Here is an 18,357-nt window from a genome sequence, read left to right as displayed (position 1 = left end):
CGAACGCAGCCGCGGTAGCGGTGCTGATCCGGACCCGGTCCTGTCCGAGTTGGTGTGGCGATCACGAGCACCGACCCGGAGGAAACCGAATGTGGGAACGCGAAGCGTGCCGGTGGTGGATACGCGGTGGCTGAGGTCGAAGTCCTGCGGTCGAGCGTGCTGGCTGCCCTGTCCGCGGTCGGTACCGGCAGCGGGGTCGACGTCGTCGGGCGGGTGTGCCGGGCGTGCGTGCGCCTGCTACCGGTGGACGGTGCGGCGGTGTCGGTGATGATCGAGGCCGGGCACCGCGAAATCGTCTACGCCAGCGACGCGGTGAGCTTGGCGCTGGCGGAGCTGCAGTTTTCCCTCGGTGAAGGGCCGTGTTTCGAGGCGTACACGCTCGGTGGCCCGGTGCTGGTGCCGGATCTGGCCGCCGGGCCGCCGCCGACGTGGCCGGTGTTCGCGGCCGAGGCCGCGGCGCATCCGGTGGCGGCGTTGTTCACGTTCCCGGTGCAGATCGGCGCGGTCCGGGTGGCGACCCTCGACACCTACCGCGGGACGCCGGGCTCGCTGGCCGCCGGGGAACTGTCGACGGCGTTGCAGGTGGCCGACATCGCCGCGCTCGCGCTGTCGGGACTGCGGGACGGAGGCGGTCGCTGGCTGGACGGCGACGGGCGGTGGATGGAAAGCGCGGGGATGCGGTACCGGGAGGTGCACCAGGCCACCGGGATGCTGATCGCGCACCTGGACCTGCCCGCATCCGCCGCCTTGGCCCGGTTGCGGGCGTACGCGTTCGGGCACGGCCGTTCCCTGCTCGAGGTCGCCGGCGACATCGTGGCCGGGCGACTGCGGTTGGACGAGGAGTTCCGGTGAGGGTCACCTTGAAGGCAGCTGAGGAATCAGGAGGTGGTGGGCATGGCCGACCGTGAACGACAGGTGACCCGGGCGTTCGTCGCGCTGGCGGACACGCTGGTCGACGACTACGACGTCGCTGATCTGCTGCACACGCTGGTGCAGCAGTGCGTGGAGCTGCTCGACGTGGCCGCGGCGGGGTTGACGCTGGTCGACGAGCGGGGTGGCCTGCAGGTGCTGGCGTCCTCGACCGAGCAGGCGCGGCTGCTGGAGTTGTTCCAGCTCGACATCGACGAAGGTCCGTGCGTCGAGTGTTTCACCACCAGCTCGCCGGTGCTGGTGGCCGACATCGCGGCGGCGGCGGGGCGGTGGCCGCGGTTCGCGGCGGAAGCGGCCAGGGACGGGTTCGCGTCGGTGCACGCGGTGCCGTTGCGTCTGCGCAAGCAGACGATCGGGGCGTTGAACCTGTTCGGGCTGAACTCGGGTGAGCTGTCGGCGGACGACGTGGGGCTGGCGCAGGGGCTGGCCGACACGGCGACGATCGGCATCCTGCACGAGCGGGCTTTCCGGCAGGGGGAGATCCTGTCGGAGCAGCTGCAGACGGCGTTGAACAGCCGGGTGATCATCGAGCAGGCCAAGGGCGTGCTCGCCGTCAGCGGGCAGCTGAGCATGGACGCGGCTTTCCAGGCATTGCGCGGTTACGCCCGGCGGAACAATCTTCGGCTGAGCGACGTCGCCCGCGCGCTGGCCGACCGCGCGCTCGCGCCCTCGACCGTGCTGGTTCCTTCGGAGACCGCCCGCCTGCACTGAGCTGGGCGGGGTCCTTTGTGGACTTGCGGACGGCGCTTGTCGACGGTGTGGCCTGCATCCGGGAGCAGCCGCCTCGCCGCCGGCGAGGCGGCTACGAGTCGGCCGGTTCAGCTCGGAGGGGAATCCGGCAGCCCGGCGACAGGTCGAGGGTGCGCTCGGCATGCGCCGGTGAGGGTGGCCGTGCATCGGCTCCCGAATCGGCCCCTACCGTGTTCTCGCTGGTAGGGGCCTCGTCATGCTCGCCGTGGGCGGCCTTGGCTGCCGCGCTTCACGGACCTGATCAGTTCCCCTCGGACTTCCGCGCCGCCGCTACCCGCTGGGCCTGGACCTTCTCGAAGCCCTTGCCCTGCTCCTCGCTGATCGGCACGGCAGTCCAGTACTCACGGCCAGACTGGATGCGGTACAGCGCATCCGATCGCTCCCACCGGAGTCTGGTGGAGAAGAACTCCTCGTGCGCGCCACCCGTGCGCACCACGAAGAACGGGTTCTCCACCGGGCACTCGGCCGTGACGATCGCGAAGTACTGGTAGCTCATGGCAGTCCAATCTAGTCCCGACCGAACTCCGGGGGCCTGTTGCAGGAACGGTGTTTCCGGCTCTGGTCATGAGTGCAGGGTGGGGCGGCCCTACGAACTCCGCCACGCCGCAGTGAGCGCGCACACGCATCGCACACAGACGCCCGGATCCGGCCGCAGTCCGTCGGGTGAGACGCGAATCGGCCCCTACCGCGTTTGCGCTGGTAGGGGCCGGTTTTGCCTGTTCAGAAAGTGTGCCCTCGGCAGGATTCGAACCTGCGACACCTGCCTCCGGAGGGCAGTGCTCTATCCCCTGAGCTACGAGGGCCCATCGCTGGGCGACTCCGAAAGCTTAGCGCATGCCCCGCGAGCCCCCTCCCGCAGGTGGTCCGACTGGCAACCGGGCTGGTCAGGGGGGGTGAAGTTGATCGATTCGGCCGGTCGTCGCTAGCGTGGTAGGCCCACCTGAAGGAGCCGAGATGGCCGAGCCGTTCCAGGTAGTTCTCGATGAGGGCGATGTCGCCGATCTGCGGGAGCGGCTGCGGCGGACGCGGTGGCCCGAGGCCGAGACCGTCGATGACTGGTCGCAGGGGGTTCCGCTCGCCTACGTGCGTGAGCTCTGCCGTGACTGGGGCGAGGAGTACGACTTCGGGTTCGCGCGGCGGCTCAACGCCTTTCCGCAGTTCCGGGCCACCGTCGACGGGGTCGGCCTGCACTTCCTGCACGTCCGGTCGCCGGTGGCCGATGCGCTGCCGCTCGTGCTGACCCACGGCTGGCCCGGGTCCGTGCTGGAGTTCCTCGACGTCCTCGGGCCGCTGACCGATCCCGCCGCGTACGGGGGTGATCCCGCCGATGCCTTCCACGTCGTCGCGCCGTCGCTGCCCGGGTTCGGGTGGAGTGACAAGCCCGCGCTGAAGATCGCGCGGGTGGCCGAACTGTGGGACGGGCTCATGACGTCGCTCGGCTACGACCGCTACGGCGCCCAGGGTGGCGACTGGGGTGCCGCCGTCACGAACGCCGTGGCGCGGTCCGGCCACGTCGCCGGCGTGCACGTCAACTTCGCGCCGGTGCGGATGGACACCGCCGACCCGACGCCCGGGGAGCGCCAGGCCCTCGCCGACCTCGAGGAGTTCCGGCGGAGCGGCAGCGGCTACTCCGCCCAGCAGGGCACCCGCCCGCAGACGCTCGGCTACGGCCTCACCGACTCGCCCGCCGGCCAGGCCGCCTGGATCGCCGAGAAGTTCTGGGCCTGGACCGACCACAAGGGCCGCCCGGAGGACGCCGTCGACCGGCGGCGCATCCTGGACGCGATTTCCGTCTACTGGTTCACCGCGACGGCGGCGTCGTCCGCGCGGATGTACTGGGCGAACAACGACCGCGATCTGTCCACTGTGGATGTTCCGGCCGGGGTTTCGGTGTTCCCGAAGGAGATCGTGCGGCCGTCGCGGCGGCAAGCCGAGCAGCGCTACACCGACCTGCGCTGGTTCGAGGAATTGCCCGTCGGCGGGCACTTCGCCGCGCTGGAGCAGCCCGGGTTGTTCGTCGAGCAGGTGCGCGGGTTCTTCCGGCTGGTGCGCTAGGCGAGCCAGCCACTGGTCAACCGCTGCACGGCTGAACCGTCGCGGTCGGCGAACTTGAGTGCCGCGAACTCCTCGGCCCACTTCGACGTCTGGATGCGGAAGGCGGGTGTCTCCGCCGTCATCGCGCCCAGGATCACTTCGGCGACCTCGTCGGCCGTCTGCGCGCCCTGGAACGACTTCGTGACGTTGGCGATGTACTTCCGCAGGGAATCGGCGTACGGCCCGGCTTCGGCGAAGAGCCGCTCGCCGACGCCGACGTTGTTGACGAACTCCGTCGCGACCGCGCCCGGCTCGACGACGCACACCGTGACACCCTGCGCCGCGGCGACCGGCGCCAGCGCTTCCATCATGCCTTCGACGGCGAACTTCGCCGCGCAGTAGGCCTCGTTGAACGGCTGGCCGATCACGCCGCCGACACTGGTCACCGTGATCAGGCGGCCGCCACTGGCGCGCAGGGCCGGCATCGCGGCCTTGGTCGTCTCGGCGACGCCGAAGAAGTTGACCTCCATCGTCTCGCGAACCGCCGAGACGGGTTCCTGCTCGATCGTGCCGATGTGACCCGCGCCGGCGTTGTTGACCAGGACGTCGAGCCGGCCGTAGTCGGCGAGGACGCCTTCGAACGCCGCGCCGACGGAGCCGGCGTCGGTGACGTCGAGCGGGCGGACGTCCAGTTCGACGCCGGCCTCGGCGGCGGCCTCGTGCAGGCGGCCGGCGCGACCGGTGTCGCGCAGCGTCGCGACCGTGCGAAAGCCTCGCCGGGCCGCCAGCACCGCCGTGGCCAGGCCGATGCCGGAGGACGTGCCGGTGATCAGGGCGACGCGGTCGTTGCTCATCTGGCGACCTCGATCTGTTCAGCGGAAATGGCGGAAATGGTGGTCACGGTAGCGGTTCGCCGAGCCGTCCGAGTCCGCGGCGGCGGCACCTGCTCGGGTGCATCGTCGACGCCGAAGGGTGACGAGTCCGCCTGGCGGGAAACCCCGCCTGGTGGATTGGGGTGGCCCGGCCGCGCGCGGTAGCTTGCCGGTGAGTGATCTTAGCCTGCCCTCTGTTGCACATATGCGCATCCGACTATATGTTTGACCCGACGGTGAACCGGGAACGGAGGCGGAATGGGTCAGGGACACGGCCACGGGCACGCGATCGCGCCGGCGAGCGCGTCGGGGCGCCACGTGCGACGGCTGGCCATCGCCCTGGGCATCGGCGCCGGGTTCATGGTGCTCGAGTTCGTCGTCAGCGTGACGACCGGCTCGCTGGCCCTGATCTCGGACGCGGCCCACATGTTCACCGACGTCCTCGGGGTCGGCATGGCGCTGGCCGCGATCATCCTGGCGCGGCGCAGCGGGCCGACGGTCAGCCGCACCTTCGGGCTCTACCGCGCGGAGGTGCTGGCCGCGCTGGCCAACGCGCTGCTGCTGTTCGGCGTCGCGGGGTACGTCCTGATCGAGGCGATCGGCCGCATCGGCGACCCACCGGCGGTCCCGGGCCTCCCGGTGCTGCTGGTCGCGGCGGCCGGCCTGGTGGCCAACCTGGTGTCGTTCGCCGTGCTGCGGTCGGGGGCGAAGGAAAGCCTCAACGTCCGCGGCGCGTACCTCGAGGTGCTGGCCGACCTGATCGGCTCGGTCGGCGTCCTGATCAGCGGCGCGGTGACGCTGCTGACGGGCTGGCGCTACGCCGACCCGATCATCGGTGTCGCCATCGGGCTGTTCGTGCTGCCCCGCACGTGGACGCTGGCCCGCCGGGCGCTGCGCATCCTGTTCCAGCACGCGCCCCAGGGCGTCGACGTCGGAGCGATCAACGCGGAGCTGGCGGCCCTCCCGGGCGTGGCGGACGTGCACGACCTGCACGTCTGGACGCTGACGTCGGGCATGGAGGTGGCTTCGGCGCACCTGACGCTGGCGCCGCCGGCGAAGCAGTCGGACGTGCTGACCGACGCGCAGAACCTGCTGTCTTCGCGGTACGCGATCGAGCACGCGACGCTGCAGGTGGAAGCGCCGCAGTGCGCGCGCCGCTGCCAGGAGCTGTCTTGGTGAAGCGGTAACGGCGCCCCGCCCGAACCGGCCTAAGCCGGCAGCGGCTGAGCTCCCCGGCCGGAAAGCATCAGCTTGATCTGGTCCATCTCCGCGCCCTGCGACGTCAGAATGCTGTTCACCAGCGCCTTCAACGCCGGCAGCGTCGAATGGGCCGCCGCGTACTGGGCCATCGAGGTGCCGCCCTGGTGGTGGCGCAACATCAGCTGCAGGAAATACACGTCGAATTCGCGGCCCGACAGGGAGCGCAGCTTCTTCAGGTCGGTGTCCGTCGCCATGCCCGGCATCAGCGGGCCGGCCGCCGGGTCGAGCGAGGACGGGGCCATCGACATCCCCGGCATGTCACCGTGGCCCGCCATCGGTTCCGTCATCCACTGCATCGGGGCGCCGATCGGCTGCTCGGGCTGGTCCCACAGCATGAGCCAGCCCTTCATGCGGCCGACCTGCTCCAGCTGCGTCCGCTCGATGTCGAACGACAGCTGCTTGATCTCCGGGTCGGTCGTGCGGTCGCGGGCGATGCCCGCCATCGTCACCGCCTGGAGGTGGTGCGTCGACATGTCCTGGGCGAAGCCGACCTCGACCGAGCCGGCGGCGGGGGTCGCCGCGGCCGGGTCGTCGACGGCGCGGGTGAGGAACATCCCCGCCGTCGCGCCGATCAGCAGGACCGCGAGGAGCGTCCCGCCGATGATCACCCAGCGCGACCAGGTCGGCTGCTCGGTGACCTCTTCGGTGTCGAGGCCGGCTTCGGTGGTCACTTCGTCGGCGGGGCGGAAGCGGGGGCGGAGGGCACCGGCGCGGACGGCGGCATGCCCTGCTCACCCTGCGCGGCGGTGCTGCCCTTGTAGTCCATCGGCTTCGCGTCCGGGCCCGGCTTCGACGGGTTGAACGGCGGCGGGTTGTCCGGGTCGAACTGGCCCGGGACCGCGTCGCAGGACGCGCCTACCTCGGGGTAGACGCCGTTCGGGTTGCTCCGCAGCGCCGCGATGAACTCGTCGATCCGCAGGTCGTTGACGTCGTCCAGCTTGAGCTGGTGGCCCCACGACTGCAGCGAGATCGGCTTGTCCAGGCCCGGGTAGGGCGACATCATCGTGTACGGCTTGCCCTTGGCGCGGACGCTCAGCTTGGTGAGCGCGTCACCCGTGATCTGCTGCGGGTTGTAGGCGATCCAGACGGCGCCGTGTTCAAGCGCGTGCACCATGTTCTCGGTGCGGACGGCGGTCGGGTACACCGTGCCGGTGCAGGTGGCCCACGTCTGGTCGTGCGGTCCGCCGAACGGCGGGGTCTTGTCGTAGGCGACGCGCTCGGTCGGGAGCACGTGGACGCTGCCCGTGTAGGTCGCGGTCACCACGCCGGGGATGCGCTTCGAGGGGTCCGGCTCCGCCGCGGTCGGCGCGAACGACGCGGCGGCGGCCTCGCGGTCGGCCTGCTCACGCTTCGGGGCGGACTGCACCATGTAGTAGATGATCACCGAGGCGGCCAGCGCCACGATGGCGACCACGGCGATGATCGTGCCCCAGGGCGTGCCCTTCTTGCTCACCACGGAACCGCGGGCCGCCTTCACCGCCGACCCCTTTTTCCGAGTTGTCCCGTTCGCCATGGCTTCCGCGTTCTCCCTCTGGTGGCTGCGGACGGATTCCCGCCCGGGCCAGTCTAGGGGCCACGCGTCTGACTACCGTTAACGCCTCACACACCCACGTCCCGTGACGTGGCCGAGACCGCTGCAAGCGCCGGACCTGGGCACACCTAGAATTCGGCAAGTGACTCCCGCCGCTCTCGCCGACCTGGTCCGCAGCTCCGCCGTGCAGGTGCTCGCCGCACGCGGCATCGACGACGCCGTGCTGCCGGAGCAGGTGACCATCGAACGCCCGCGCAACCCCGACCACGGCGACTACGCGACGAACCTCGCCCTCCAGGTGGCCAAGAAGGCCGGCCTCAAGCCGCGCGACTTCGCCGAGGCGCTCGCCGAGGCGGTCTCGGCGGACGACGGCGTCGCCTCGGCCGAGGTCGCCGGCCCCGGCTTCCTCAACTTCCGGCTCGCCGCGGCCGCCCAGGGCGACATCGTGCGCCAGGTGCTCGACGCCGGCGCGGCCTACGGGCGCGGTGACGCGCTGGCCGGCACCCGGATCAACCTCGAGTTCGTCTCGGCCAACCCGACCGGGCCGATCCACCTCGGCGGCACCCGCTGGGCCGCGGTCGGCGACGCGCTGGGCCGCGTGCTGGCCGCGCAGGGCGCTGATGTCACCCGCGAGTACTACTTCAACGACGCCGGCGCCCAGATCGACCGGTTCGTCCGGTCCCTGATCGCCGCCGCGAAGGGCGAGCCCGCGCCGGAAGACGGCTACGCGGGCGGCTACATCAACGACATCGCCGCCGAGGTCATCAAGGCCGAGCCGAGTGCCCTGTCGCTGCCGGAGGCCGAGCGGCACGAGACGTTCCGCCGGATCGGCATCGAGCTGATGTTCAGCGAAATCCGGTCCAGCCTGCACGACTTCGGCACCGACTTCGACGTCTACTTCCATGAGAACTCGCTGCACGAGTCGGGCGCGGTCGACGCCGCCGTCCAGCAGCTGAAGGACTCCGGGAACCTGTACTTCAACGAAGGCGCCTGGTGGCTGAAGTCGTCGGAGTACGGCGACGACAAGGACCGCGTCGTCATCAAGCAGGACGGCAACCCGGCCTACATCGCCGGTGACCTGGCCTACTTCAAGGACAAGCGCAACCGCGGCTTCGACCTGTGCATCTACATGCTCGGCGCGGACCACCACGGCTACATCGCGCGGCTCAAGGCGGCCGCGGCGGCTTTCGGCGACGACCCGGGCACGGTCGAGGTGCTGATCGGCCAGATGGTCAACCTGGTCAGCGACGGCAAGCCGGTCCGGATGTCCAAGCGCGCGGGCACGGTGATCACCATGGAGGACCTCGTCGAGGCCGTCGGCGTCGACCCGGCCCGCTACGAGCTGATCCGCTACTCCGTCGACTCCACTTTGGACGTCGACCTGGACCTGCTGCGCAAGCACTCCAACGACAACCCCGTCTACTACGTCCAGTACGCCCACGCGCGCCTGTGCACGATGCTGCGCGGGGCCGCGGACCTCGGTCTCAAGTCCACTGAGGACGTCGACCTGGGTCTCCTGACGCTGCCGGTCGAGGGCGATCTGATCCGCACCATCGGGGAGTTCCCGGAGACCGTGCGCCGCGCCGCCGAAATGCGGGAGCCGCACCGGATCGCGCGTTACCTGGAGGACCTGGCGGGCGCGCTCCACAAGTTCTACGCGGTCCGTGAGGCCCGCGTGCTGCCCAAGGGCGACGAGGCGGCCACCCCGGCCAACTACGCCCGGGTGGCTCTTTGCGAGGCGGCGCGCGTGGTGCTCGCCAACGGTCTCGCGCTGGTCGGTGTCTCCGCTCCGGAACGGATGTAAGAAATGGCGCACCCCGCGGGCCCCAGGCACGCCGACGTCTATACCCACGCCGACACCTCCGGGCACCAGCCGTCCGGGGTCGAGGAGCTCGACAAGCTGCCCGCGAAGGTGTGGCCGCGCAACACCTTCCGCGCCGCCGACGGCGTCGTCCGGATCGCCGGCGTCGACGTCCGCGAGCTCGCCGAGCAGCACGGCACGCCGCTGTTCGTCGTCGACGAAGCCGACTTCAAGTCCCGGTGCGCGGACTACGCCGAGGCCTTCGACGACCCGTCGCTCGTGCACTACGCGTCCAAGGCCTTCCTCTCCATCGAGGTCGCCCGCTGGGTGGCCGAGCAGGGCCTGAGCCTGGACGTCTGCAGCGGCGGCGAGCTCGCCGTGGCGCAGCGGGCGGCCTTCCCGGCCGAGCGGATCACCTTCCACGGCAACAACAAGTCGCCCGCCGAGCTGGAGGCCGCGGTCGTCGCCGGGGTCGGCACGATCGTGCTCGACTCCTCCTTCGAGATCGCCCGGCTGGCCGACATCGCCGCCCGCCACGACGTCGTGCAGTCCGTGCTGATCCGGGTGACCGTCGGCGTCGAGGCGCACACGCACGAGTTCATCGCGACCGCCCACGAGGACCAGAAGTTCGGGTTCTCCCTGGCGAGCGGCGACGCCGCCGAGGCGGTCCGCCGGGTGCTCAACGCGCGTTCGCTCAAGCTCGTCGGCCTGCACAGCCACATCGGCTCGCAGATCTTCGACGCCGACGGTTTCGAGGTCGCCGCCCGCCGCGTCGTCGGGCTGCTCGCCGACCTGGCCAAGGAGCACGGCCCGGAGCTGCTCGACCAGCTGAGCCTGGTCGACCTCGGCGGTGGCTTCGGCATCGCCTACACCGAGAAGGACAACCCGCCGCCGCCCGCGCAGATGATCACGCAGATCCGCGAGATCGTCCGCAAGGAGTGCGCCTACGCGGGCCTGCCGGTGCCGCGGATCGCCGGCGAGCCGGGCCGCGCGATCGCCGGTCCGGGCACGATCACGCTCTACGAGGTCGGCACCATCAAGGACGTCTCGCTCGGCGACGAGTCCTCCCGGCGGTACGTCAGCGTCGACGGCGGGATGAGCGACAACATCCGCACCGCGCTCTACGACGCGGTCTACGACGTCCGGCTGGTTTCCCGCTCCGCGGCCGACAACGATCAGCCGGTGCCGGCCGTGTTGTCCCGGGTCGTGGGAAAACACTGTGAATCCGGCGACATCGTCGTACGAGACTGCTGGCTGCCCGACACGCTGGCTCCCGGCGACCTGCTGGCGGTCGCGGCGACCGGCGCGTACTGCTACTCGATGGCGAGCACGTACAACCGGATGCCCCGGCCGGCCGTGGTCGCCGTGCGCAACGGCAGCTCACGGCTGCTGCTGCGGCGGGAGACGACCGACGACATGCTGCGCCTGGAGGTCTGAAACACCGTGTCTGCTTCCGAACTGCCCGCAGCCGGACGACGCCCGATCAGGGTCGCGCTGCTGGGCTGCGGGACCGTCGGCGGCGAGGTCGCCCGGCTGCTCACCGAGCAGGCCGAGGAGCTGGCCGCGCGGGCGGGCGCGCCGGTCGAGCTGGCCGGCATCGCCGTCCGCCGCCCGGACAAGCACCCCGAGCTGCCGCCGGAGCTGCTGACCGCCGACGCCGAGAAGCTGGTGACCAGCGACGACGTCGACGTCGTCGTCGAGCTGGTCGGCGGGATCGAGCCGGTGCGCGGCTGGCTGCTCGCCGCGCTGAAGGCCGGGAAGTCGGTCGTCACGGCGAACAAGGCGCTGCTGGCCGAGCACTCCGCGGACCTGTTCGAGGCGGCCGACGCCGCGGGCGCCGACCTCTACTTCGAGGCCGCGGTGGCCGGGGCCATCCCGCTGCTGCGGCCGCTGCGCGAATCCCTCGCGGGCGACCGGATCACCCGGGTGATGGGCATCGTCAACGGCACCACGAACTACATCCTGTCGGCGATGGACTCCACCGGCGCCGGCTACGCCGAGACGCTCGACGAAGCCAGCCGGCTCGGGTACGCCGAGGCCGACCCGACCGCCGACGTCGACGGCTACGACGCCGCGTCGAAGGCCGCGATCCTCGCCTCCCTCGCCTTCCACACCCGCGTGACGGCGTCGGACGTGCACCGCGAGGGCATCGCCGACGTCACCGCCTCCGACCTCGCGGCGGCCAGGGGCCTCGGGCGCACGGTGAAGCTGCTGGCCATCTGCGAGCGGGTCACCGACGACGACGGCGTCGAATCGGTGTCCGCTCGCGTGCACCCGGTGATGATCCCGCGCAGCCACCAGCTCGCGGGCGTCGGCGGCGCGTTCAACGCCGTCTACGTCGAGGCCGACGCGGCCGGTGAGCTGATGTTCTACGGCCAGGGCGCGGGCGGTGCGCCGACCGCGAGCGCGGTGCTCGGCGACCTCGTCGCGGTGGCCCGCAACCGGGTCGTCGGCGGCCGCGGCCCGCGCGAGTCCGCGCACGCGGCGCTGCCGGTGCGGCCGATGGGCCAGACGCCGACCCGGTACCACGTCAGCCTGTCCGTCGCGGACCGCGCCGGCGTGCTCGCCCAGGTGGCGCAGGCGTTCGCCGACCACGGCGTCAGCATCGCGGCGGTGCGCCAGAGCGACGTCGGCGACCGCGCGAGCCTGGTCGTGGTGACGCACCAGGCACCCGATGCGGCGTTGCAGTCCACTGTGGACGAGATCGGGCGGCTCGACGTCGTCCACGAAGTTGTCAGCGTGATGCGTGTGGAAGGCGAAGACCAGTGAGCGACGCTTGCGAGCGAACCATGGACATCATGCGCCAGAAGGAATCAGGCGCTGTCTCGCGTAGCGAGGCGATCGCATGATCAGGCAGCCGTGGCCCGGGCTCATCGAGGCGTACCGGGACCGCGTCCCAGTCCCGGATGGTGCGCGGGTCGTCACGCTCGGGGAGGGCAACACGCCGCTGCTTCCCGCCCACCACCTGTCCGAGCTGACCGGCTGCGAGGTGTACCTCAAGGTCGAGGGCGCCAACCCGACCGGCTCGTTCAAGGACCGCGGGATGACCGTGGCCATCACGCACGCGCTGGCCAGCGGCCTCAAGGCGGTGATCTGCGCGTCGACCGGCAACACGTCCGCCTCGGCCGCGGCCTACGCCGCCCGCGCCGGCCTCACCTGCGCCGTGCTGGTGCCCCAGGGCAAGATCGCCATGGGCAAGCTGGCCCAGGCCGTGCTGCACGGTGCCCGGATCCTGCAGGTCGACGGCAACTTCGACGACTGCCTCGAGCTGGCCCGCAAGACCGCGGCCGACTACCCGGTCACCCTGGTCAACTCGGTCAACCCGGTGCGCATCGCCGGCCAGAAGACCGCGGCCTTCGAAATCTGCGACGTGCTCGGCACCGCGCCGGACATCCACTGCCTGCCGGTCGGCAACGCGGGGAACATCACCGCCTACTGGGCGGGGTATTCGGAGTACGCGGCCGACGGTGTGGTGAAGAACACGCCCCGGATGTTCGGCTTCCAGGCGGCCGGCGCGGCGCCGCTGGTGCACGGCGAGCCGGTGCGCGACCCGGACACGATCGCGACGGCGATCCGGATCGGCAGCCCGGCGTCGTGGACCGCCGCGGTGAAGGCCAAGGACGCCTCGGACGGGCTCTTCGAAGCCGTCACCGACGAGAAGATCCTCGAGGCCTACCGGCTGCTGGCCGGCCGTGAGGGCGTCTTCGTCGAGCCGGCGTCGGCCACCAGCGTGGCGGGCCTGCTGGCCACGGCCGCCGACGGCCGGCTCCCGCGCGGTTCACGGGTCGTCTGCACGGTCACCGGGCACGGCCTGAAGGACCCCCAGACGGCGCTGGCGGGCAACGTCGAGGTCGAACCCCTCGCCGTGGACCCCTCGGCCGTCGCGGCGGCGCTGGACCTGCGGTGAGCGGCGGGTTCAAGGTCACCGTTCCCGCGTCCACGGCGAACCTCGGGCCGGGCTTCGACGCCTTCGGGATGGCGCTGGGCCTGTACGACGTCGTCGAAGTGCGGGTCACCGACACCGGGCTCAAGGTCGAGGTGGAGGACGCCGGCGCCGGTGGCGTGGCGGACGTCCCCACCGACGAAACCCACCTGGTCGTGCGGGCGATCCGCGCGACCTGCGAGCACCTCGGCGTCGAGCCGCCCGGCCTGCACCTGCGCTGCGCCAACGCGATCCCGCACGCGCGCGGCCTCGGCTCGTCCGCGGCCGCGGTGGTGTCCGGGGTGGCCGCCGGGTACGCCATCGCCGGCCGGGAAATGGACGCGTTCGACGCGCTGCAGCTGGCCGCCGGGTTCGAAGGCCACGCCGACAACGCCGCGGCCAGCCTGCTCGGCGGCCTGGTCCTGGCCTGGTGCGACGGCGGCCGCTTCCACGCCGAGCGGCTCACCCCGCACCCGTCGATCCGGCCGGTCGTGGCCGTGCCGTCGGTCCGCTCGGCCACCGCGACCACGCGCGGCCTGCTGCCGGCGGCCGTGCCGCACGCCGACGCCGCGCACAACGCGGGCCGCGCCGCGCTCGCCGTCCACGCCCTGACGGCGCGGCCGGAGCTGCTGCTCCCGGCCACCGAGGATCGCCTGCACCAGGGCTACCGCGCCCCCGCGTACCCGGCGAGCACGGAGCTGGTGGCGACGCTCCGTGCACAGGGAGTGGCCGCCGCCATCTCCGGCGCCGGACCGACGGTGCTCGCGCTGACCACGACGGGAATACTCCCGCCGGAGGCCGGCGTTGACGGTTTCGACGTCCTCGAGCTGCCCGTGGATCTTGCGGGCGTGCAGGTTGCGGCTCAGTAAAGGGTGGGTCACGTGCCCGCCGCCACGCCCGCCACGCGGGGGGTGGTTGTTGCACCCGGCACCGCTGCGGTCTACCCTCGGGGGCGTTCGATCACCGTGCGTTTCCGCACCCGATGCCGGTCCCGGGGAATCCCCCGGATCGCATCCTTCGTCGATCCGCCGAATCCGCACCGCCTGGCACGCGGGGTAACGCGGAGGGACGCAGGCGGGTTTCCGGTCTCGGCGGTGCCGAATTCCGTGTCCTCCGAATGGAGGACGCAAACCCCTGTGGTGGAGGCGCTCCAGCTGTGTTCCGCACGGCCGAAGAGCTCATCTCGCGTATCGGGGGGCAATTACGCCGGTTCGCGATCAGAAGCGAGCGGCAGTCCGCTGATCCGCCTGGAGGCGTGGATCGGTCAGGAAGGACATGTGTGAGCAACACCGATCTTTTGAGCGACGTGGGTAGCGACACGGCCGGATCGAACGGCACGGCCCCCGCTCCCAAGCGGGCGGTCGGCGGGCTGACCGGAAAGACCGTCGCCGAACTGCGTTCGCTGGCTGGGGAGCTCGGCGTCGGCGAGACGACGGGCATGCGCAAGGGCGATCTGATCGCCGCGATCCGTGAGCGCCAGGGCAAGTCCCGCAAGCCGCGTGCGGCGGCCGAGACGTTGCCGCTGGAAGGCGTCGGCGAGCCGCCGAAGGCGGCCCCCAAGGCGAAGGCCGAGGCGCCCGCCGCTCCGGCGGAGACCAAGCCGGAGCCGAAGGCCGAGGCGCCCGCGTCCGCGCCGTCGGACGCCCAGCCGCAGGCCGAGCGCCCGCAGCAGGACCGGCAGGACACCCCGCAGGACGGCCAGTCCGAGGAGGGCGGCCGCAGCCGGCGTCGCCGCGGGTCCAACCGGGCCGCCGGGTCGCCCGACGCCCAGCAGGGCGGCGACCGCCAGCCGGGCCAGGGTGACCGTCAGCAGGGCGACCGCCAGCAAGGCGGCGACCGTCAGCAGGGCGACCGTCAGCAGGGTCAGGGCGACCGCCAGCAGGGCGACCGCAACCGCGACCAGCAGCGCCAGGGCGGGGGCAACCGCGGCGACAACCGCAACGACAACCGCGGGGACAGCCGTCAGGACGGCAACCGTCAGGACGGCAACCGCCAGCGCAACAGCCAGCAGGACGGCAACCGCGGCGGGCAGGACAACCGCAACCAGCAGCCGGACGACGACGAGGAAGGCGGCCGTCGCGGCCGTCGCTTCCGCGACCGCCGTCGCCGGGGCAGTGGCGGCGGCCAGCGCGAAACCGGCTCGCCGGACACCGAGATCCGCGAGGACGACGTCCTGCTGCCCGTGGCGGGCATCCTGGACGTGCTCGACAACTACGCGTTCGTGCGGACCTCCGGCTACCTCGCCGGCCCGAACGACGTGTACGTGTCGCTCTCGCTGGTCCGCAAGTACGGCCTGCGCCGCGGTGACGCCATCACCGGCGTCGTGCGCCAGCCGCGGGACGGCGAGCAGCAGCGGCAGAAGTTCAACCCGCTGGTGCGCGTCGACTCGATCAACGGCCTGGAGCCGGACGAGGCCAAGCGGCGTCCGGACTTCACCAAGCTGACCCCGCTGTACCCGAACGAGCGGCTGCGCCTCGAGACCGAGTCGCACAAGCTCACGACCCGCGTGATCGACCTGATCATGCCGGTCGGCAAGGGGCAGCGCGCCCTGATCGTGTCGCCGCCGAAGGCCGGTAAGACCACGATCATGCAGGACATCGCGAACGCGATCTCCACGAACAACCCCGAGTGCCACCTGATGGTCGTCCTGGTCGACGAGCGTCCGGAAGAGGTCACGGACATGCAGCGCTCGGTGAAGGGCGAGGTCATCGCCTCGACCTTCGACCGGCCGCCGGCGGACCACACCTCGGTCGCGGAGCTGTCGATCGAGCGGGCCAAGCGCCTGGTCGAGATGGGTCACGACGTCGTCGTGCTGCTCGACTCGATCACCAGGCTCGGCCGCGCGTACAACCTGGCGGCCCCGGCATCCGGCCGGATCCTGTCCGGTGGTGTCGACTCGACCGCGCTGTACCCGCCCAAGCGGTTCCTGGGTGCGGCGCGCAACATCGAGAACGGCGGCTCGCTGACCATCTTCGCCACGGCGATGGTCGAGACCGGCTCGACGATGGACACGGTCATCTTCGAGGAGTTCAAGGGCACCGGTAACGCGGAGCTCAAGCTCGACCGCAAGATCGCCGAGCGCCGCGTGTTCCCGGCCGTCGACGTCAACCCGTCCGGTACTCGCAAGGACGAGCTGCTGCTCAACCCGGACGAGCTGGCCGTGACCGTGAAGCTGAGCCGGGTGCTGCACGCGCTCGACTCGCAGCAGGCCATCGACCTGCTGATCTCGCGGCTGCGCAAGACGAAGACGAACACCGAGTTCCTGATGCAGGTCTCGAAAACCGCCCTCGGCGGCGGCGAAGACGACTGAGTCCTGGCCGCGGAAGGGCCTTCCCGGGGTGCCCCGGGGAGGCCCTTCCGCGTCGGGAATAGCTGGTCAGCGGGGTACGTTCCAGTACTCGTCAGCCCGTCTGGCAGAATTACCCGCTGAAGTCCGGCGCCGGTTCACCCCGTGGAACGACTGGGGACCCGGAGCCAACGAGAGAGGACACCATGAAGAGCGGTATTCACCCCGAGTACGTGGTCACGAACGTGAACTGCGACTGCGGCAACAGCTTCACCACGCGCAGCACCAAGGCCAGTGGCGACATCCACGTCGAGATCTGCTCGAACTGCCACCCGTTCTACACGGGCAAGCAGAAGATCATGGACACCGGTGGCCGGGTCGCGCGCTTCGAGGCTCGCTACGGCAAGCGGCAGAAGAAGGACGCCGACGCCAAGTAGCTTTTTCCACGGCGCCCACCCGCACGCGCGGGTGGGCGCCGTTTCTCGTCTTGACCCGGGCTGAGAGGTGGCAGAGGTGGATTCGAGCTCGCTCAAGGGGCTGCTCGCCGAACACGCGGAGCTGGAGAGCCAGCTCGCGGACCCGGCGGTGCACGCCGACCAGGCGCGCGCCCGCAAGCTCGGCCGCCGCTACGCCGAGCTGTCGCCGGTGGTGCGGGCCGTCCACGAGCTGGACACCGTCCGCGACGACCTCTCGGCCGCCCGGGAGATGGCTTCGGAGGACGCGGAGTTCGCCGCCGAGGCCGAGGAGCTGGCCGCGCGGATCCCCGACCTCGAGTCGAAGCTCACCGAGCTGCTGCTCCCGCGCGACCCGTACGACGGCTCCGACGTCGTGATGGAGATCAAGTCCGGCGAGGGCGGCGAGGAGTCGGCCCTGTTCGCCGGCGACCTCCTGCGCATGTACCTGCGCTACGCCGAGCGCCACGGCTGGAAGGCGGAGGTCCTCGACTCGGTGGACTCCGACCTGGGCGGCTTCAAGGACGTGACGCTGTCGATCAAGACGAAGGCGGCCACCGTGGACGGGGTGTGGTCCCGCCTGAAGTTCGAGGGCGGCGTCCACCGCGTCCAGCGCGTGCCGGCGACCGAGTCGCAGGGCCGCATCCACACGTCGGCGTCCGGCGTGCTGATCTACCCGGAGCCGGAGGAGGTCGAGGTCGAGATCGACCCGAACGACCTGCGCATCGACGTGTTCCGGTCGTCGGGCCCGGGCGGCCAGAGCGTCAACACGACCGACTCGGCGGTCCGGATCACCCACCTGCCGACGGGCATCGTGGTGTCCTGCCAGAACGAGAAGTCCCAGATCCAGAACCGCGCCCGGGCACTGCAGGTGCTCCAGGCCCGCCTGCAGGCGATCGCGGAGGAGGAGGCGGCGGCGAAGGCGTCCGACGCCCGCCGGTCGCAGGTCCGCACGGTGGACCGCTCGGAGCGCGTCCGGACGTACAACTTCCCGGAGAACCGGATCTCGGACCACCGGGTGAACTACAAGGCGTACAACCTGGACCAGGTCCTCGACGGCGACCTGGACGGCGTGCTGGACGCCCTGGCGACCGCGGACCGCGAAGAGCGCCTGGCGGCTCAGTCAGGCTGAGTCCCCGGCTGCCGGGGGACCAGCCAGCACAGGCAGAAGGGGTGCCCGGCCGGGTCGGCGTACACCTGGAAGTCGTCACCGGCGGTGTTCCCCGCCGCCGGTTTCAGCACCCTCGCGCCGAGGGACATGACCTGCTCGTGGGCCTCGGCGAAGTCCTCGACCCATAGGTCGAGGTGGATCTGCTGCTTCGTCGGGCCGTCCGGCCACTCCGGCGCCACGTGGTCGGTCGCGAGCTGCACACCGATCCGCGGTGCTCCGTCCACCAGCACCATGTGCCAGTCGCCGTCGTCGTCGACCTCGCCGCCGAGGACACCCGCCCAGAAGCGGCTCTCGGCCGCGAGGTCGGCCGCGTCGAACGTGACGACCTGGTGCATTATCCGCATTGTC

At 71.2% G+C, this 18,357-nt stretch carries 17 protein-coding genes and 1 tRNA gene; 12 read left to right on the top strand and 6 right to left on the bottom strand.

Annotated elements, in window-relative coordinates; all coding sequences use genetic code 11:
* The first annotated feature begins 126 nt into the window (after nucleotides 1-126).
* Together QRY02_RS28685 and QRY02_RS28680 are read left to right on the top strand one after the other, a co-directional pair.
* Entirely contained in the window at nucleotides 127-852 is a 726-nt protein-coding gene (locus tag QRY02_RS28685; protein ID WP_285985947.1) for a GAF domain-containing protein, read from the top strand.
* Nucleotides 853-894: 42 nt separating this feature from the next.
* On the top strand, nucleotides 895-1,641 hold the full coding sequence (locus QRY02_RS28680; protein ID WP_285985946.1) for a GAF and ANTAR domain-containing protein: 747 nt from the start codon (nucleotides 895-897) through the stop codon (nucleotides 1,639-1,641).
* Between the two features lie 280 nt (nucleotides 1,642-1,921).
* On the opposite strand, the gene QRY02_RS28675 is transcribed toward QRY02_RS28680, so the two are convergent.
* Together QRY02_RS28675 and QRY02_RS28670 are read right to left on the bottom strand one after the other, a co-directional pair.
* Nucleotides 1,922-2,176 carry a hypothetical protein gene (locus tag QRY02_RS28675; RefSeq protein ID WP_285985945.1) on the bottom strand — a complete coding sequence of 85 codons (255 nt, stop codon included), beginning with the start codon at nucleotides 2,174-2,176 and terminating at the stop codon, nucleotides 1,922-1,924.
* A gap of 234 nt (nucleotides 2,177-2,410) precedes the next feature.
* Nucleotides 2,411-2,483: transfer RNA gene (locus QRY02_RS28670), tRNA-Arg, on the bottom strand.
* Between the two features lie 151 nt (nucleotides 2,484-2,634).
* On the opposite strand from QRY02_RS28670, the gene QRY02_RS28665 reads away from it, so the two are divergent.
* The gene (locus QRY02_RS28665; protein WP_285985944.1) at nucleotides 2,635-3,735 is read left to right on the top strand and encodes an epoxide hydrolase family protein; all 1,101 of its coding nucleotides are present in this window, start codon (nucleotides 2,635-2,637) and stop codon (nucleotides 3,733-3,735) included.
* On the opposite strand, the gene QRY02_RS28660 is transcribed toward QRY02_RS28665, so the two are convergent.
* Nucleotides 3,732-4,568 carry an SDR family oxidoreductase gene (locus QRY02_RS28660; protein WP_285985943.1) on the bottom strand — a complete coding sequence of 279 codons (837 nt, stop codon included), beginning with the start codon at nucleotides 4,566-4,568 and terminating at the stop codon, nucleotides 3,732-3,734. The two genes, QRY02_RS28665 and QRY02_RS28660, sit on opposite strands and share 4 nt — an antisense overlap.
* 276 nt (nucleotides 4,569-4,844) lie before the next feature.
* On the opposite strand from QRY02_RS28660, the gene QRY02_RS28655 reads away from it, so the two are divergent.
* Nucleotides 4,845-5,765, top strand: a complete 921-nt coding sequence (locus tag QRY02_RS28655) for a cation diffusion facilitator family transporter (protein ID WP_285985942.1) — start codon at nucleotides 4,845-4,847, stop codon at nucleotides 5,763-5,765.
* A 29-nt stretch (nucleotides 5,766-5,794) separates the two neighbouring features.
* On the opposite strand, the gene QRY02_RS28650 is transcribed toward QRY02_RS28655, so the two are convergent.
* Together QRY02_RS28650 and QRY02_RS28645 are read right to left on the bottom strand one after the other, a co-directional pair.
* Nucleotides 5,795-6,517: a DUF305 domain-containing protein gene (locus QRY02_RS28650; protein ID WP_285985941.1), complete on the bottom strand. Its 723-nt coding sequence runs from the start codon at nucleotides 6,515-6,517 to the stop codon at nucleotides 5,795-5,797.
* The gene (locus tag QRY02_RS28645) at nucleotides 6,514-7,323 is read right to left on the bottom strand and encodes a thioredoxin-like domain-containing protein (protein ID WP_285985940.1); all 810 of its coding nucleotides are present in this window, start codon (nucleotides 7,321-7,323) and stop codon (nucleotides 6,514-6,516) included. Before QRY02_RS28645 ends, QRY02_RS28650 begins: the two co-directional genes overlap by 4 nt.
* 196 nt (nucleotides 7,324-7,519) lie before the next feature.
* On the opposite strand from QRY02_RS28645, the gene argS reads away from it, so the two are divergent.
* The 8 genes from argS to prfA all read left to right on the top strand — a co-directional run bounded on the left by argS (nucleotide 7,520) and on the right by prfA (nucleotide 17,970).
* Nucleotides 7,520-9,181 (top strand): arginine--tRNA ligase, encoded by a 1,662-nt coding sequence (gene argS, locus QRY02_RS28640; RefSeq protein WP_285985939.1) that lies wholly within the window; start codon nucleotides 7,520-7,522, stop codon nucleotides 9,179-9,181.
* Nucleotides 9,182-9,184: 3 nt separating this feature from the next.
* Entirely contained in the window at nucleotides 9,185-10,615 is a 1,431-nt protein-coding gene (gene lysA, locus QRY02_RS28635; RefSeq protein WP_285985938.1) for a diaminopimelate decarboxylase, read from the top strand.
* A gap of 6 nt (nucleotides 10,616-10,621) precedes the next feature.
* The gene (locus tag QRY02_RS28630) at nucleotides 10,622-11,947 is read left to right on the top strand and encodes a homoserine dehydrogenase (RefSeq protein WP_285985937.1); all 1,326 of its coding nucleotides are present in this window, start codon (nucleotides 10,622-10,624) and stop codon (nucleotides 11,945-11,947) included.
* A 76-nt stretch (nucleotides 11,948-12,023) separates the two neighbouring features.
* A complete protein-coding gene (gene thrC, locus QRY02_RS28625; protein WP_285985936.1) occupies nucleotides 12,024-13,085 on the top strand; it encodes a threonine synthase in 1,062 nt (353 codons plus the stop codon).
* Nucleotides 13,082-13,969: a homoserine kinase gene (gene thrB / locus QRY02_RS28620; RefSeq protein ID WP_285985935.1), complete on the top strand. Its 888-nt coding sequence runs from the start codon at nucleotides 13,082-13,084 to the stop codon at nucleotides 13,967-13,969. The genes thrC and thrB overlap by 4 nt, the downstream gene beginning before the upstream one ends.
* 410 nt (nucleotides 13,970-14,379) lie before the next feature.
* Nucleotides 14,380-16,410, top strand: coding sequence for a transcription termination factor Rho (gene rho / locus QRY02_RS28615; protein WP_285985934.1), 2,031 nt, complete (start codon nucleotides 14,380-14,382; stop codon nucleotides 16,408-16,410).
* Nucleotides 16,411-16,592: 182 nt separating this feature from the next.
* Complete coding sequence (gene rpmE, locus QRY02_RS28610) at nucleotides 16,593-16,823, top strand: 50S ribosomal protein L31 (protein ID WP_285985933.1); 231 nt, start codon at nucleotides 16,593-16,595, stop codon at nucleotides 16,821-16,823.
* A 76-nt stretch (nucleotides 16,824-16,899) separates the two neighbouring features.
* On the top strand, nucleotides 16,900-17,970 hold the full coding sequence (gene prfA, locus QRY02_RS28605; RefSeq protein WP_285985932.1) for a peptide chain release factor 1: 1,071 nt from the start codon (nucleotides 16,900-16,902) through the stop codon (nucleotides 17,968-17,970).
* Here the strand turns inward: prfA and QRY02_RS28600 are convergent.
* Nucleotides 17,958-18,344, bottom strand: a complete 387-nt coding sequence (locus QRY02_RS28600; RefSeq protein ID WP_285985931.1) for a VOC family protein — start codon at nucleotides 18,342-18,344, stop codon at nucleotides 17,958-17,960. The genes prfA and QRY02_RS28600 overlap by 13 nt on opposite strands.
* Nucleotides 18,345-18,357 lie beyond the last annotated feature (13 nt).

The sequence above is a fragment of the Amycolatopsis sp. DG1A-15b genome (assembly GCF_030285645.1).
Taxonomy (GTDB): Bacteria; Actinomycetota; Actinomycetes; order Mycobacteriales; family Pseudonocardiaceae; genus Amycolatopsis.
The sequence above is the reverse complement of the archived record's forward strand: the minus strand, read 5'-3'. Positions and strand labels throughout refer to the sequence as shown.